Source organism: Promicromonospora sp. NFX87 (assembly GCF_048564965.1).
Lineage (GTDB): Bacteria > Actinomycetota > Actinomycetes > Actinomycetales > Cellulomonadaceae > Promicromonospora.
Genome location: NZ_CP183413.1, coordinates 1,752,171 through 1,768,180, shown reverse-complemented (window position 1 = coordinate 1,768,180; position 16,010 = coordinate 1,752,171). Strand labels below are relative to the sequence as shown.

The window sequence follows — 16,010 nt, the reverse complement described above, 5'->3', positions numbered from 1 at the left end:
GATGACTTCAGCGACCACGGTGAGCACCCGGGAGGCGTGCCGGGACCTGGCCCTCGCGGTCGCAGAAACCTTCCCCATGATCAGCGGCGTGACCGGCAAGCCGGTCACCCACCTGATCGAGCACCTCCACCGTGACGTCCCCGACTTCGTGTGGGCGCTCAACGAGAAGCTGGCCGTGGAGAGCGCCGTCGGCGCCTCCTTCGCGGGCACGCGGAGCTGCGTGATCATGAAGCACAACGGGCTGGGCGTCGCGCTCGACTCGATCGCCAACGCCGGCGTGCACACGATCGGTGCCGCCCTGGTGATCGTCGTCGGTGACGACCCGGACGCCGCGAACTCGACCTGCGTCCTGGACAGCCGCGAGCTCGCCGCGGCCGCTCGGGTCCCGATCCTGGAGGCGATCGGCACGGGTGATGTCGCGGACACGGTCCGGATGGCGGTGGCGCTCTCCGAGGAGTCCAACACTCCGGTACTGATCCGCGTGACTCCCCGGTTGCACACGGCCTGCGCCGGCGACACCGGGCACCTCGACTTCGAGAGCCCTTCGACGCCACCCGAGCTGACCCACGACCGCGCCACGGTCGCGCACGGGCTGACCAAGCTGGGGCGCGTGCAGTGGCAACGCCTGGTCACACTGCCGAAGATCACGCAGGGATCGGCCCTGCACGGCACCGAGACCCGCTGCACCTGCGACGGCACCACCGCCGTCGTCGCGGTCGGAGCGGCTGAGGAATGCCTGCCGGACGACGTCAGCTGCACCATGACGCTGCGGGTGTGCTGGCCGATCCCGGAAGGGGTCGTCGACTTCGCGCTCGCCCACGGCCGGGTCATGGTCGTCGAGGAGTCCGCCCCACAGGTCGAGCGATTCCTCCTCGAGCGCACGCAGGGGAAGGTGGAGATCGCCGGGCGCTGCTCGGGCCACCTCCCGCCCGAGGGCTCCGTCTCGTCGGAGCTGCTCGCCCAGGCGCTGACCTCTCCCCAGCCCGGCACGTGGCAGACGGCGAACCGGAAGACCGCCCCGCCCGCGGATCCCGGGCGGTACGCGACGCTGTTCGACGCCGTCGGCAGGATCCACCGAGCGGGAACGTTCGTCGCGACCGACGTCGGCTCGTCGGTGCGTCTCAGCTACCCGCCGTACGAGGGCGCGGAGGTGGCCCAGAGCCTCGGGTCCGCCGTGGCGGTCGCCGCGGGTGCGGCCCGCACCGGTCGGCGCGCCGTCGGCGTCATCGGCGACTTCGGCATGCTGCACAGCGGTCTGCAGTCGGTGCTGGAGGTGGCCAACGACGGTCTCCCGGTGCTGACCGTCGTGCTCGCGAACTCGGAGCAGGCGCAGACCGGAGGACAGCCCATGCCGCAGGCCGACCTCCCTGCCCTGCTGGCCGCGTGCGGGATCGAGCGGATCGACAGCTGGAACCTCGACGACCTCGATGGCGGCGCGACCTTCGAGCGCCTTGGCGCGCTTCTCGGCGGCCCGCTCCCGGCGGTCGCGATCGTCCACGCCGATCGGTGATCCAGCCCGCCCGCCGCCAGGTCTGCCTGCGTAGCGGGACCCGGCCCGTCACCGCCCCGTCGCGACGAACTTCGCGATGGCCAGGGATTCCCGCACGTAGTCGACGGGGATCTCGTACCACGGGGTGTCCGCATGCAGGTGGGTGGCGCGCACCCCCGCTGTCTCGGCGATCCCGGCCGCGCGGAGCACGTGGTAGTCGCTCGTGACGAACGCCGTCGTGTACTCCATACCGAGGCGTGCGTCGAGCAGGTCCTTCGCGTAGCCGAAGTTCTCGGAGGTGCTGGTCGACCGCCCCTCCTGGATGATCCGGTGCTCCGCGACCCCGCGGGCTACCAGGTACCGCTGCATCGCGAGCGCCTCGGTCACGGCTTCTCCGGGCGGCAGACCTCCGGCGACCACGATGACGGCGTCCGGGTTCGCGGTCGCGTAGTCGACGGTCACGTCGAGCCGGGCGCGGAGCGCCGGTGTCACCTCGCCGTCCTTCACCGCAGTCCCGAGGACGACGACGGCGTCCTCCTCCTGCGAGGCCGTGTCCATCCGGCCGAGGACGGCGAGGTAGACGAAGGCGAGGAGCATCAGCGCGGTGAGGCACGGGACGAAGATCCGAAGCCACCGGGGCGGCCCCTGCTGGGCTCCGGGCCGGGTTCTGTGCCGGGAGAGCCCGTAAAACACGTACAGGACGCCGATCACGAACGTCACGACGATGCCGGTGTGCATGCTGCTCGTGAACAGCACGGCCAGGACGTCGAGGATCAGGACCGCACCGACGACCACCCAGAGGACAGCAGCCAGGCGACCACCTCTGGATGGTCGCCGCAGATCGAGGGCAGCGGCGGCGTGCGTCATGGCCGCAGTCTCCCAGCCCGCCGGCCGGCCCCGGTCAGGGGCGGGCGGCGTCCACCAGCTGCCACGGCCCGCGCCGGTCGCCGGGCTCCTGGTTGCGGGTCCACCACTTCGCCGCGTAGGTGCGGCCGTCATGGGAGACCACCGAGCCGGCCTCGAAGATGCGGGAAGCCGTCCACTGCGCGACGCCGTCCCGCTCCACGATCTCCTGCCACGGGCCGTACGGGGCGCCGGGCTCCTTGCCGCTGGTCCACCAGGCCGACCGCCAGGTCGAGCCCGAGTACGAGACCTCGTCGCCCGCCGTGTAGACCGCCGACCTGTCCCAGGCGGGAGCAGCCGGCGCGCAGCCGTCGTCGCAGATGCTGAACGACGCGAGCACGGCCTTGTGGTCCGACGGCCAGACCGCGTCCGGCGTGAGGATCACGTCGGCGCTGTCGTCCTCGACGCGCTCGTTGCGCACGATCGTCGACTGCGGGCCGACGACGGCCGCGCCGTCGATGGAGACGCGCTCGTCCGGCGTGACGAAGACGTAGTCGATGCGGTCCCGCTCGTCGGCCTCCGGCGCCCAGGTGAGGTCCGACGTCGGGAAGAGCGGGTTGTCCGACGGCCACGTGCTGCCGGGGTTGGCGACCGGGTCGGGGTAGACCTCGCGGAAGGCGTCGACCAGTCCCCCGTCGAGCAGCGTCTGCGTCGTCTGCCACGGGACGACGACGCCGTTGTGGTCCTGCAGGTTGGCCGTCGCCTCGGTCCAGTCCTGCACCGACGGCTCGTTGAAGTCACCGCCGACGACCGCGATCCGGCCCGCGGCGCGCTCTGCCGCGACGTCCTCGACCAGTGCCGCGGCGGTCGCCGGGCGGCCCGACTGCCGGTTCGCCTCCAGGATGTCGTCGACGTCCGTGACCGGCGCGGGCAGCTTGTTCCAGGTGTCCCAGCCGTCCGGCCAGTCGCCCCCGATCGCGCCGCCGTACCCGCGCGGCAGGTAGGTCGCGTACCAGCGGTACTCCAGGTGCCCGCCGTAGGCCACGACCTCGGTCCCGTTGACGTCGAGCACCGCCTTGGTCCACCACCGGTCCACGGTGCTGGACTCCAGGATCGGGTAGCGCGACACGATGCCGGTGTCGGTGGCGGTGAGGTGGTCGTAGCCGAGCAGCGCGGCGACCTGCGCCGGGGCGTCACCCACCTCGGGCATGAACGTCACGTCGGCGTCGGTCTGCTTCAGGATGTCGGCGATCTCGCGGGCGCCGTCGTCGATCTGCGTGCCGCCGTGCCACACGTTGAAGCTGAGCACGTCGAGCTCGCTCACGCCGTCGACCTCGGGCTTCGGGTCCGCGGGCGGCACGGTCCCGGCGGCCCTGACGGTGAGGTCGACCGGGCCGGCGAGCACGTCGTAGCCGTCGTCCTCCAGCAGGTAGACGTCGTAGTCACCCGCACCGATCGACGCGGCGTTGTGCGTCCAGCCGTCCCGGTCGTCCGGGCCCCAGGTGACCGTTCCCGTCGCCTCGGGGACGTACCGCCAGTCGAGCGACGCCGGTCCCCCGGGCACCGCCCCGTCGCGGTAGATGCCTATCCAGTTGCGCTCGTGGACAGCGTCGCCGGCGTCGAACGTGACGGTGACGGACCCGGCGGTGCCGATCGTCTCCTGGTCGAGGCTCAGGGCCGGCTCGGCCGCCGAGGCCACGGGCGCGACCGCGAGCCCGGCAAGGACAGCGCCGGTCCCGACGGTCGCGAGGAGACCTCGGCGGATACGTGCTCGTACGGATGACATCTGCGGTGTGCTCCCCGGCTCGGAATGCGGTGCGGCGCGAGGCTACGAGACGTGCGTGACCGGTCCATGGCCGACGGGTGAACAGGCCTGCCACCTACCGGTCGCCGGCGTGAACGATGCCCGCAAAAGATCCCCCGCTCTCGGGGTGGTGCCGGCCGACCCGACAGGTGGACCGTGGAGCGATGGAACCCAGCACGGAATCGACCTCGGGCGACGCGGTCGCCCAACGCCTCTTCGGCGCCGTCCTCGGCACGGTCGACCTGCTGTCGGCGTTCCTGGGAGACCGCCTGGGCTGGTACCGCTCGCTGGCCGAGGACGGCCCCGCGACGCCGCCAGAGCTGGCCGCACGAACCGGCACGGACGCCCGCTACGCCCGCGAGTGGCTGGAGCAGCAAGCCGTCACCGGGCTGCTGCGCCTCGACTCGGACGGCGCTGCGGACGAGCGTGTCTTCAGCATCCCGCCGGGCACCGCGGAGGTGCTGACCGACCCGAACAGCCTCAACTTCCTGGCTCCGATCGCCCGGATGTTCGGCGCGGTCGGGCCCGCCCTGCCCCGGCTGCTCGAGGCCTACCGTACCGGCGGCGGGGTGAGCTGGGACGAGCTCGGCGACGACGCGCGCGAGGGCCAGTCCGACGCGAACCGGCCGTGGTTCGAACGCCAGCTGGCCGGCGCCCTGGCCGGCGTGGCGGACCTGCACGGGCTGCTCACCCGTCCGGGTGTCCGCATCCTCGACGTCGGCAGCGGCGGCGGCTGGTCGAGCATCGCGCTGGGCCGGGCGTACCCCGCCGCCACGGTCCACGGGATCGACATCGACCAGCCGTCGGTGTCGATGGCCGCCGAGAACGCCCGGGCCGCCGGCGTCGCCGACCAGGTCCGGTTCTCCCACGGCGACGCCGCCGACCTACCGGCCGACCACTACGACGTAGCCTTCGCCTTCGAGTGCGTCCACGACATGCCCAGACCGGTCGAGGTCCTCACCGCCGTCCGGAAGTCGCTGACACCCGGAGCTCCGCTGATCGTGATGGACGAGGCGGTGGCCGAGTCGTTCGCGCCCGACGGCGACGAGGTCGAGCGCCTGATGTACGGCTACAGCATCTTCATCTGCCTGCCCGACGGCCGCTCCAGCCGGCCCAGCGCGGCCACCGGGACCGTGCTGCGCCCGGCCCGCCTGCGGGAGTACGCCCAGGCCGCCGGCTTCGGCAGCTTCGAGGTCCTGCCGATCACGGACTTCTCCCTCTTCCGCTTCTACCGCCTCAGCTGAAGAGCGTCGGGGCCCGAGGACCTGGCCGCCGATGACCACCCGGTGATACTCCCGGCCGCCGGAGCGCCGCCCGCCCAGCGCGGCGGCCAGCGGCCGTCGACCGAAGGCAGCAAGCCGGTCAGCCCCGCTCGGCGTCGAGCTGTTCGAGGATGCGGCCCGAGATCCGCCCGAGCTCACCGAGGTCGTCGGGGCCGAGCACGTCGACGACCAGCCTCCGGACCGTGACGACGTGCTTGGGCGCCGCGGCCTCGATGACCTCACGGCCCTGCGCGGTGATCACCACGAACGCGCCGCGGCCGTCCTCGGCACACTCCTCGCGGGCCACGAGTCCGCGCTTGATCATCCTGGCGACCTGGTGCGACAGCCGGCTCCGCTCCCAGTCGATCTCCTGGGCCAGGTCCTGGAAGCGCACGCGACCGTCGGTGACGTCGGTGAGCGCGACCAGGATCTCGAAGTCCGCGCCGGACAGGCCCGACTGCGACTGGAGATTCGCGGTCAGGTGCCGGGAGAGCCTCTGGTGCAGCCGGATGAAGGTCCGCCAGGACCGCTCCTCCTCCGCGCTCAGCCAGGGCACGTCGTCGCTCATGCATCCAGTTTAACCCCTAGGTGATGCATCACCTACTGACGGAGTGCCGGACGGTCAGAGGCCGACGAAGGCGTCCTTGTGCTCGGTGAGCCACTCGGAGAACGTCTTGAGCTGCGGGTTGAGCTCGCGGACCTTGGCCAGGTCGCGGCGGCCGGTGAACTCGTCGGCGAACTCGGCGTAGAACTGGAACATGTTCCCGAGCTCTTCGGCGGCCGGGAACCCCGCCGAACGGAGACCCTCGAACGGGACCGGGTAGTAGTGCACCGGCTCGCCCAGGAGCTCGGCGAACGCCGCGGCGTACTCGGCGCCCGTCAGGTGCTCGCCCGCGATGCTCACGGTCTCGCCGACGAGCCCCTTGCCGCGCTTGAGGATCCCGTAGGCGGTGCGCCCGATGTCCTCGGAGGCGATCCCGGCAAGCTTGCTGTCGGCCATCGCCATGGCGAGGACGAGGCTGCCGTCCTCCTGGCGCTTGGGCGGGAAGAAGCCGAGGAAGCTGTCCCAGTAGAACGTGGTCTGCAGGAACGTCGTCGGCACGCCGGCATCGGCGAACAGGGCGTTGGCGTCGCCCTTGACGTCGAAGTGCGGGACCTTGTACTCGCCCATCAGGGTGGGCATGCGGTCGTCGTCGAGCGGCACGGAGTGGCGGGTGTCCTCCAGCGTCGACCAGACGGCATGCTCGATGCCCGTGGCCTTCGCCGCCTGGGCGAGGTTGCGGGCCTGTGCGAACTCGCGCTCGGGCGAGCCGTGCGCCCAGAAGTCGGTGACGAAGTAGGCCCCGTAGGCGCCTTCGAGGGCCTTGACGACGCTTGCCTCGTCGTCCAGGTCAGCCGCGACCACCTCGGCACCGAGCTCGGCAAGCTCCTGGGCCTTGCCGGAGCCGGGGTTCCGGGTCAGCGCGCGGACCGTGAACTCGGAGTCGGGGTCCGCGAGGATCGCGCGGGCGAGCCCGCCGCCCTGGGAGCCTGTCGCACCGACGACGGCGATGATCTTCTGCTCGGACATGGCCTTCTCCTTCGGTCTGGTCGCATGAGACGAACCAGTTGGTTGATGCATCATCTATCAACACCCAGTGGTGCGTGACGTGTCAACCAACCTAGGCTCGGATAGATGACGTGTCAAGCAGATCTCCGCGCGCGAGTAGAAAAGCGCAACCGTAAAGTCGGAAGATCCGGCGGGTCCACACATGCAACGGCTCAGATGGGAGCCCTGTCATGAGTATCTCCACGTTCCCCTTCGAGCTCGCCCATCGAGCCGCTGCGGTGCTCCGCTCCGACCTCGAGGCCAGCATCACCGTGCGGCAGCACGGGCTGACGGTCCGCGCGGGCAGCAGCACCGGCGCCGCCGCCCGGTGCGACCAGGCCGAGTCCCTCGCCGGGAGCGGACCATGCATCGACGCCATGGACCAGCTGACCGCCGGCGTCGTCCCGGTGATCAGCGACGTGGAGACGTGGGACGCGTGGCGGAAACAGGCGACCCACGAAGGCTTCGCCTCGGCGGCGGCGGTTCCCGCAGTCGTCGACGACAACATCGCCGTCGCGCTCAACCTCTACTCGCGCGCACCGGACCCGTGGACGGGCGAGCTGCTCACCGCCGCCGACGGCTACGCGCAGATCACCGCGGCCATGGTGCGGCTGCACCTGGGTCTGGCCGAGCTCGAGGACGGCGCCGCCGGGTACTACCGGCACATGTCCGACACGATCACGATCGAGCGCGCCATCGGCGCGATCATGCAGACAAACGACTGCGCCGAGCCCGAGGCCAGAATGATCCTCGAGTCGGCATCCCTGCACCGCAACGTGAGCCAGCGGGAGGTCGCGGAGACGCTGCTGCGCGCCCTGGTGGTCAGCGACCCCCACCCGGACAGCCCCAGCTAGGCCCGGCACAGCCGGACGACGAGCGCCGCCGCGTCACCGCCGGATCGGACCCCGGTTCGATCGGCTGTGACCACCTCTTGACGTCTGGCTGACGAAAAACCGGGCTGTTCATTTGTTGGACATTGCTAATTTTGGGTGAAATCTCCTATAAAGGAAGCGATCGGGTCGCGCCTTGAGCGACCCGGCGGATCCTCGGGGGGCAGCTCAATGAAGCAACGCCTGTTCCGCATCGTCGCCGCCATGGCGGCGACGAGCCTTGCCACGGTCGGGCTGGTGACGACGTCGGCCCTGCCGTCGTACGCCGCCGGCGAGTCCTACGTCGCCCTCGGCGACTCCTACTCCTCAGGCACCGGCACCAGGGCCTACATCGACGACGGCACCCAGTGCCTGCGCTCGGTCCACGCCTACGCCAGCCTGACCGCAGCGGCCAAGAGCTACAGCCTCAACTTCCGGGCCTGCTCGGGAGCGGTCGTGGCCGACGTGACGAACGGCCAGCTCAGCGCCCTGGGCTCGAGCACGAGGTACGTCACCATCTCGATCGGCGGCAACGACGCCGGCTTCACCGACGTGCTCACCGAGTGCGCCCTCCCGGCCTGGGCCAGCGACTGCGCCGGGACGGTCGCCGCGGCGCGTAACTTCATCTCCAGCACCCTTCCGGGCCGGCTCAGCACGCTCTACGCCGCCATCAGGACGAGGGCACCCGGCTCGAAGGTGGTCGTCGTCGGCTACCCGAAGATGTTCATGGGCGAGGACTGCAACCTGGCGACCTTCTTCAGCCCGGAGGACCAGACGGCGCTCAACAACGCCGTCGTGCACATCAACTCGGTCAATGCCACGGCCGCCGCCGCCAAGGGGTTCACCTTCGTCAACCCGGTCAGCCGCTTCACGGGTCACGCCGTGTGCGACTCGACCGAGTGGATCAACGGCTACTCGAGCCCGCAGCAGGAGTCCTTCCACCCCAACCGCCTCGGACACGCCAACGGCTACACGCCGCTGGTCAGCGGCGTCCTGACCGGCGCGAGCGTCAACGTGACCAGTGAAGTACTGGCCAAGGCGCAGGACGGCGCCGCAGCGCAGGCGAAGCTGCAGCGGACGTACGCCGACGCCGACCGCAAGATCAAGCCGAAGGTCTTCCGGCCCCCGACCAAGGCCGTTCTGGAGGAACGGGCGAAGGAGAGGGGCATCGACTTCGACGCCTGGTGGGCAGAGACGCAGCGGTCGGGCCGGGCCTGACCTGAGCCGCGGAACGGCGTCGGTCCCGTCCAGGGGCCGACGCCGTTCCGCGGCCAGGTAGATTCCCCCCATGTCGTCTCGAGAGTTCCATCTGGCCCGGCCCGAGCCGGTGCCTCTCGCACGGGCAGTGCTCCTGGCAGCGGGCATCCTGCTGGCCGGCACGCTCCTTCTCGTCTGGATCATCCTCAACCCGGGCGAGTCCGTCGGCGACGACGTTCCCGGATACGTCGCCGGCGGCGCCCTGGCCCTCTTCGGCGCCGCCGCGCTGGTCGGCGTCGTCGTCCAGGCCGGCCGACGACGCCGACAGCCGGCACCCGAGCCCGCACTCCTGCTGGACGACGGCGGTTTCACCGCCTGGGGCGGCCTCCGGGTCCGCTGGACCGACGTCGTCTCCTGGGAGGTCTACCGCCACAACGGCCGGTACGAGCTCACCGAGGACGAACGCGACCCGGACGAACCCGACGACACCCACGCGGAGGTCGACGAGCTCCTCGTGTTCGTCACCGTGCGGCACCCCGAGGCGATCCTCCGGAGACTCGAACCGGACGTGCGGGAGGCCTATCTCGACTCCGAGCTCAACGACGAGCACGGCCGGCCGATCGAACCCAGGTCACCGATTCGCTTCGGCGTCGACGGCCTCGATGTCCCGGCCGACGAGGTGATCGCCGAGGTCGAACGCTTCAGCGGGATGCCGGCGACCTCCCGTCCCGCCTAGCGCAAGAGGGCGAGAGGCCGCGCACGGGCAGAGGGCGGCACCGCGTCGCGGTGCCGCCCCAGCCCACAGGCCGCAGTGTCGATGCCCGTGCGGTCAGGTCGTGCGGAGGGTCCAGCTCTGGTTGGTGGCGCCGCTGCAGGCCCAGAGGATGATCTGGGTGCCGTTGGCAGTGCCGCGGCCGTTGGCGTCGAGGCAGAGCCCGTTGTGGACGTTGGTGATGCTGCCGTTCGCGTTCACGGTCCAGCGCTGGTTCGCGCCGCCCGTGCAGTCCCAGATCGTCGCCCTGGTGCCGTTGGCGGTGCCCCAGCCCGCGGCCTCGAGGCACTTGCCGTTGACCTTCAGCTCACCGGCGGAGGTACGGGTGAACGCCTGGCTGGTGCGCTGGGCGCAGTCCCAGAGCTGCGCCTGCGTCCCGTTCGTCGTCGAGGCGTTCGGGATGTCCACGCAGCGGTTCGACGCCGCGCCGACGATCGCCGTCGAACCGGACTGGCCCGTGCCACCGAGGCCGGCCATGATGGCGTCGATGATGCCCTGCTGGGTCACGGAGCTGGCGGACCGGTTGAACAGCCCGAACCCGTACTGCCCGTTGACCCCGTTGTCCCAGTAGATGGTGCTGGCGCCGTACTTCTTCGCCGTGGCCACCAGCGTGCGCGCGAAGTCCTGGCGGTACCGGTTGTTCGCCGAGTCGTGCGAGGACTTGTCGATCGCACCGTACTCGCCGACGACCACGGGGTACCCGCGCGTGACGAACTTGTCGTAGGTCTTCTTCAGCTGGGAGTCCATGTAGTCCTCCTGCCCCCAGGTGGACTTCTTCGCCGCGTTGGTCGCGCCCGCCCCCCACTGGGTGATGGTGCCGTTCTCCTCTCCGGCGAAGTCCCACGGGGAGTAGTAGTGGACGGAGATCATCAGCCGCTGCTCGTTGCTGGGGATCGACGAGGACCGGTGGTTGTCCGTCGGGATCACGAAGCCGTAGTCACCGGCGGTGTAGTCGATGTTCGTGTTCCAGCCGGGGACGAGCAGCCACCTGAGGTTGTTGTTGCCGCCGGCCTGCCGCACGGTGTCGACGAAGATCTGGTTGTAGCTGTTGATGTTCGAGTAGCAGGGCTGCGTCGGGTTGCCGTACTGCCCGTCGAAGTTCTCGTTCATCGACTCGAGGATCAGGCGCTGGTCGTAGGCCTGGAACCGGGTGGCGATCTGTTGCCACGCCTTCTGGTACTTGGTCTTGATCGTCGTCTGATCGGCCGCGTCGCAGATGAGCCAGGAGCCGGTGACGCTCTTGTAGCCGTCGCCGTGCATGTTGATCACCACGTACATGCCGCGGTTGTAGGCGTAGTCGACGACCTGCTGGATCCGGTTCAGCCACGCGGCGTCGATCGTGTAGTTCGGGGCGGAACCGATGGCGTTCAGGTACGACACCGGGATCCGGATCGTCTTGAACCCTGCCGCGCGCACCCTGTCGATCTGAGCCTGGGTCACGGTCGGGTTGTTCCATGCGGTCTCGCTCGGATACCCGTTGGAATTGGCTTCCAGGCTGTTCCCGAGGTTCCAGCCGGCGCCCATGTCGGCGACGATCTGCGAGGCGTTCAGCGGCGTCACGGTGTCGGCCGAGGCCCGTGTCGCCCAGCCGGTGGCGGACAGGCCGACCGCCAGCATCGCGGCGACCAGGAACGTGGTCAGCAGTCTGAGAGGTGCTCGTCTGACAAGAGGCATCGCTGCTCCTTTCGTCGACGCTCGATCGGGCCGCAGCGGCCTCGAAGGAGCTGCTTTGTGGACTCGCGCAAGGGCGGTGGGGCTCGGCGACGGTGCCGGCCCTGCCGCTGGTGCGACGAGCTTCTTCCAAGGGGGCCAGTTCACGGTGTGCTCTTCGTTGCGCACGGGTGCATCCGCTTCGACGGGGCCATTCCCTCGAAGCGCTTCAACACGATATGGCTTTTGTCTGAAAGTGCGCAACCCCTGGAGTCTGCCGGTCAACCCTCGCCGGACGAGGCCGGGGGCGAGCGATCGTCGAAGGTGTCATCGAAGCGCTTCGGTTTCCAGTTCGGCGCAACACGGCCGGCCGCGCAGCCGCTCACGAACAAAACCGATGACTCCGGCGACGGCTCCACGCAATCATGGTCGGCATGGAAGAGGTGAAAGTCGTCGTCGCCCATCAGGCGTGCGCGACCCTACGCGTCGGCGACACGTTCCTGAAGATCGACGGCGACCAGGCGCGCACCGACGTCGAGGTCCAGGCGATGGCGATGGCGCCGATCCCGACCCCGGAGGTCCTCTGGCGCAAGCCGCCCGTGCTCGCGCTCGCCGTCGTCCCCGGGACCGCGCTCGGCCGCCTCGGGGTGCCGTCGTCCGCGTCGCCGGCGGCGTGGGCCGCCACAGGTGCCGCCGTGCGGAAGCTGCACGACTCTCCCCTGCCGCCCTGGCCCGGCCGGAGCGTGGACGAGCTCGCCTCGGACCTCGACGCCGAGTGCGAGTGGCTCGTCGCCAGCGGCACCCTGCCCGCGGACCTGGTCACGCGTAACCGGCAGGTCGCCGAGGCCGCGCTCCGGCCGTGGACGCCGGTGTTCATCCACGGCGACCTGCAGCTCTCCCACGTCTTCGTCGACGGCGACGAGGTCACCGGCGTGATCGACTGGACCGAGGCGAGCCAGGGCGACGCCCTGTTCGACCTCGCCATCCTGACGCTCGGGAACGAGGACCGCCTCGACGACGTCCTTGCCGGCTACGGCGCCGACGTCGACCTCGACGTGATCCGCGCGTGGTGGTCGCTGCGCAGCCTGGTGGCCGTCCGCTGGCTGGTCGAGCACGGCTTCGACCCGGCCGCGCCGGGCTGCGAGATCGACGTGCTGCGGGCCCGCATGTGACCCGAGGTCGGGGGTGACACGGACTTTCACCCCGTGTACCTTGTCGTGACATTAGGACGTCATGTCCTGGTCAACCGTGGGACAGCATCGGCTGCCAGTGTCGGCACGCCCGGTAAGAAGCCTCGGACGCAGTGCAACTGATTCGGAGAACCCATCATGTTTGCTGCAGTGAGCTCAAGAACGTCATCCCGCCTCGCCAGGACCTTCCTGGCCATGATCGGCTCGGCCCTGCTCGTCCTCAGCATGCCGACCGTCGCCTCCGCGGCCGTGCTGAACCCGCTGCCGGCGAACGCCACGGACTTCCAGCGGACGTTCCAGCCGCTCTTCGACTACGACAGCGACAGCTGCTTCCCCGCGGCGGCCATCGACAGCAGCGGCAGGCTCAACGGCGGCCTCGACGACAGCGGCCCCGTCACCGGCGAGTGCCGCAGCGGCCACCTGGGTAAGGCCAACACCTACTCGCGAGCCACGTGCAACAACGGCTGGTGCGCGATCGTCTACGCCCTGTACTTCGAGAAGGACATGAACTGCGCCGGCTGCACGGTCACGTCGCACCGCCACGACTGGGAGGGCGTCGTGGTCTGGGTGCCGCAGGGCGCGTCCACACCTTCCTACATCTCCGTGTCCCGCCACGGCCAGTACGAGACCAAGTCCTGGAGCAGCATCTCCGAGAAGAGCGGCGTTCGCGTCAAGGCGGTCTACCACAAGGACGGTGGCAGCACGCACATCATGCGGTTCGCCAAGTCCGGTGAGGTGCCGGAGGCCTGGGGCAACGGCACCTGGGACCAGCCCGCGCTGGTCGGCTGGGACCGGCTCGACGCCGGCCTGCGCAACACGCTGAACGGCTCCAGCTGGGGCGACGCGAACTTCCCGCTGCAGGACAGCAGGTACGGGACCGAGCTGAGCCGGGCCAAGCCGTCCGGCATCCCGTTCAACCCGAGCACCTTCTGACCCGATTCCTGGTGTCCTGCGCCCTAGCGGCCCAGGCTTCAGACGGCCGTAACCCCTGGGGTTACGGCCGTCTGAAGCCTTATGACCGCGGGTCAGTTCAGGCGGTGTCGGTTCAGGCAGCGCCTTCGGCGGCCAGCGCGTCGGTGAGGAGCGTGACGAGAGCTTCGAGCTGGACGTCGGTGGACGATGCGACGTCGTCGTCCCCCGCACCGTCCAGTGCCCTGGCGGCCAGCCCCGACTTGCTGTCGATCAGCTCCGCGATGGTGGAGTCGATCGTCTGGGCGGCGATGATCCGCCAGGCGGTGACGGGCTCTGCCTGGCCGATCCGGTGGATCCGGTCGATGGCCTGGGTCTGCTCGGCATAGGTCCAGGACAGCTCGGCGAGCACCAGGTTGGAGGCGACCTGGAGGTTCAGCCCCACTCCGGCGGCCGTCAGGGAGCAGACGGCGATCGAGACGTCGGGGTCGCTCGTGAACGCGGTGATGTTCTTCTCGCGCGTCTTCGGCGTCTGGTCGCCCCGGATCGAGGCGTAGCCGATGCCGCGGTCCGCGAAGGTCTTCTCGGCCTGGTCCATGACGTCGACGTGCTTGGCGAAGAACACCACCTTGCCGACGTTGCGGGCGAGCTGCGCGGCGTAGTCGGCGGCCAGCCCGGCCTTCGCCTGGCCGATCCGGCGGACCATGCTGAACACGTTCTCGCCGTCGGCCCGGGAGCTCGAGTCCTTCAGCTCCGCCGCCGCGACCCGGCGCGCCAGCTCGAGGTCGAACTCGCCCTCGACTCCGTCGCTCGCGACGGAGCTCTCGGCGCGCGCCTGCACGGCGGACCGGTAGCGGCTCACCAGGCGTTCGGCGAGCGCGGCCTCGGCGGCCCGGATCGAACGGCCGGCGGCGCCGTCGAGCTCGACCGGCAGGTCCGCCACCCGGCGGGCGGGGATGTCGGCGACGACGTCGGCCTTGCGGCGGCGCACGATGCCCATGTCGATGACGCTGGTCCTGGCCGCGGCGTAGAACCCGGGGTCGGCCGGCGTGAGCTCGGTGCCCTCGAGGGCGGTGAGCAGCGAGGCGAGCGGCTTCGTGTCGTCGATCCAGCCGAGGAACTGCCAGATCGCCCGGAAGTCCTCGATGTCGTTGATCAGCGGCGTACCGGTGAGCGCCATCATGAGCGGCCGCGCGGTCCGGGCGCGGATCCGCTCCGAGACGGCGAGCACGTGCTGGGAGCGCTGGGAGCCCTTGTTCTTGATGAAGTGCGCCTCGTCGACGACCATGCCGCGGAACCCGAGGTCGCCGAGCCAGCCGACGTGCCGGTCCAGGAGCTCGTAGTTCACGATGACGACGTCCGCGAACCCGTCGATCCGGTCGCCGTCGCCATGGACCACCGTCGCGCGGCGCTGCGGCGTCCACATCCCGACCTCGTGCGCCCAGTTGGTCTTGACCACGTTGGGCGTCACGACCAGCAGCGGGTAGGCGTCGGCGGCCTGGGCGGCGAGCAGGGCCTGGGCGGTCTTGCCGAGCCCGGGCTCGTCGGCGAGCAGGAAGGTGCGGTGCCCGCGTGCGGTGGCCTCGACGACCTGGGCCTGGTGCCGCATCAGCTCCCGGCCGTGGCGGGCGGACAGCGAGCGGGGCTCGGGCAGCGGCATGCAGGCGGGTGCACCGGCGCCGGCGTACTCGAAGGAACGGAACAGCGGCTCGAGCAGCTCCCAGCCGGCCAGCCGGCGGACCTTGGGGGCCACCCGCTCGGCTGCGGCCTCGAAGTCCGGGGCGAGGAACGGGTTCGCGAGCTGGCGCGAGATCACCGAGCGAGGCACCACCCGCTTCTCGGCACCGGGCGCCGGCGCGGCCGGCGGGGCGGGCGGCGGCTCTTCCGGCGGCTCCAGGCCGCCCGCGCGCATCACGGTCGCCTTGTAGGCGCGTGCCGCGTCGGAGACCTTGGCGTCCTCGGCGAGCAGCTCGAGCAGCGAGGTGTCCCGGGCGGCGATCCTGGCCAGCAGCGTCGCGACCTCGTCGAGCCGCTTGAGCTGCTGGTTCCGCTTGGCGTCGGTCAGGGCGGTGTCGGCCTTGGTCCGGGCCCGTTCCTCCCGCATGAGCAGCGCGACGACCTGGAACTTCGTGCGGACCGCCGGGCGCGTCGGCGGTCTCCGCACCGCGCCGTCGACCTCGCGGGCGACCTCCGCGAGCACCGGGATCATCCCCTGCTCGGCGGGCCGCTGGGCGCGGCGGCGCTGGCCGCCGGATCCGGCCCGCTGGCCGCCAGATCCGGTTCGCGTGCGACCGGACCTGCGTTGGCCTGGTGGTGCCACATCTACTCCTTCGCTGCATCCGTACGCGACTGCGGCGCTGCGGGCTACGCCCACACCGAGGACCGGTCGGACGTCGGACAGCCGGCCCGTGGGGCAGTAGCCCGGGCCAGGACGCTC

Annotated in this window: 13 protein-coding genes; 7 read left to right on the top strand and 6 right to left on the bottom strand. The window is 70.5% G+C overall.

Annotation, left to right across the window (positions count from 1 at the left end; genetic code table 11):
- Position 1 precedes the first annotated feature (1 nt).
- Positions 2–1,510 carry a thiamine pyrophosphate-dependent enzyme gene (locus ACNYC2_RS07935; protein WP_419706503.1) on the top strand — a complete coding sequence of 503 codons (1,509 nt, stop codon included), beginning with the start codon at positions 2–4 and terminating at the stop codon, positions 1,508–1,510.
- A 48-nt stretch (positions 1,511–1,558) separates the two neighbouring features.
- Here ACNYC2_RS07935 and ACNYC2_RS07930 read toward each other — a convergent pair whose 3' ends face one another.
- Entirely contained in the window at positions 1,559–2,356 is a 798-nt protein-coding gene (locus tag ACNYC2_RS07930; protein WP_419706502.1) for a YdcF family protein, read from the bottom strand.
- 34 nt (positions 2,357–2,390) lie between these two features.
- A complete protein-coding gene (locus ACNYC2_RS07925) occupies positions 2,391–4,118 on the bottom strand; it encodes a carbohydrate-binding protein (protein WP_419706501.1) in 1,728 nt (575 codons plus the stop codon).
- Between the two features lie 182 nt (positions 4,119–4,300).
- Between ACNYC2_RS07925 and ACNYC2_RS07920 the strand changes: the two genes are divergently transcribed.
- Positions 4,301–5,380, top strand: coding sequence for a class I SAM-dependent methyltransferase (locus ACNYC2_RS07920; protein ID WP_419706500.1), 1,080 nt, complete (start codon positions 4,301–4,303; stop codon positions 5,378–5,380).
- Between the two features lie 118 nt (positions 5,381–5,498).
- On the opposite strand, the gene ACNYC2_RS07915 is transcribed toward ACNYC2_RS07920, so the two are convergent.
- Together ACNYC2_RS07915 and ACNYC2_RS07910 are read right to left on the bottom strand one after the other, a co-directional pair.
- The gene (locus tag ACNYC2_RS07915) at positions 5,499–5,966 is read right to left on the bottom strand and encodes a MarR family winged helix-turn-helix transcriptional regulator (RefSeq protein WP_419706499.1); all 468 of its coding nucleotides are present in this window, start codon (positions 5,964–5,966) and stop codon (positions 5,499–5,501) included.
- Positions 5,967–6,020: 54 nt separating this feature from the next.
- Positions 6,021–6,968 carry an NmrA/HSCARG family protein gene (locus tag ACNYC2_RS07910; protein WP_419706498.1) on the bottom strand — a complete coding sequence of 316 codons (948 nt, stop codon included), beginning with the start codon at positions 6,966–6,968 and terminating at the stop codon, positions 6,021–6,023.
- A 209-nt stretch (positions 6,969–7,177) separates the two neighbouring features.
- Here ACNYC2_RS07910 and ACNYC2_RS07905 point away from each other — a divergent pair, with 209 nt between their 5' ends.
- From ACNYC2_RS07905 to ACNYC2_RS07895, 3 genes are all read left to right on the top strand, one after another.
- Positions 7,178–7,840, top strand: coding sequence for an ANTAR domain-containing protein (locus ACNYC2_RS07905; protein ID WP_419706497.1), 663 nt, complete (start codon positions 7,178–7,180; stop codon positions 7,838–7,840).
- Between the two features lie 207 nt (positions 7,841–8,047).
- Positions 8,048–9,073 (top strand): SGNH/GDSL hydrolase family protein, encoded by a 1,026-nt coding sequence (locus tag ACNYC2_RS07900; protein ID WP_419706496.1) that lies wholly within the window; start codon positions 8,048–8,050, stop codon positions 9,071–9,073.
- A gap of 70 nt (positions 9,074–9,143) precedes the next feature.
- Positions 9,144–9,788: a hypothetical protein gene (locus tag ACNYC2_RS07895; protein ID WP_419706495.1), complete on the top strand. Its 645-nt coding sequence runs from the start codon at positions 9,144–9,146 to the stop codon at positions 9,786–9,788.
- 93 nt (positions 9,789–9,881) lie between these two features.
- Here ACNYC2_RS07895 and ACNYC2_RS07890 read toward each other — a convergent pair whose 3' ends face one another.
- Positions 9,882–11,498 (bottom strand): cellulase family glycosylhydrolase, encoded by a 1,617-nt coding sequence (locus tag ACNYC2_RS07890; RefSeq protein WP_419706494.1) that lies wholly within the window; start codon positions 11,496–11,498, stop codon positions 9,882–9,884.
- Positions 11,499–11,908: 410 nt separating this feature from the next.
- On the opposite strand from ACNYC2_RS07890, the gene ACNYC2_RS07885 reads away from it, so the two are divergent.
- Positions 11,909–12,646, top strand: a complete 738-nt coding sequence (locus tag ACNYC2_RS07885; protein WP_419706493.1) for a phosphotransferase — start codon at positions 11,909–11,911, stop codon at positions 12,644–12,646.
- Between the two features lie 168 nt (positions 12,647–12,814).
- A complete protein-coding gene (locus ACNYC2_RS07880) occupies positions 12,815–13,597 on the top strand; it encodes an NPP1 family protein (protein ID WP_419706492.1) in 783 nt (260 codons plus the stop codon).
- Between the two features lie 112 nt (positions 13,598–13,709).
- On the opposite strand, the gene ACNYC2_RS07875 is transcribed toward ACNYC2_RS07880, so the two are convergent.
- Entirely contained in the window at positions 13,710–15,893 is a 2,184-nt protein-coding gene (locus ACNYC2_RS07875; protein ID WP_419706491.1) for a DEAD/DEAH box helicase, read from the bottom strand.
- Between the last annotated feature and the right edge of the window lie 117 nt (positions 15,894–16,010).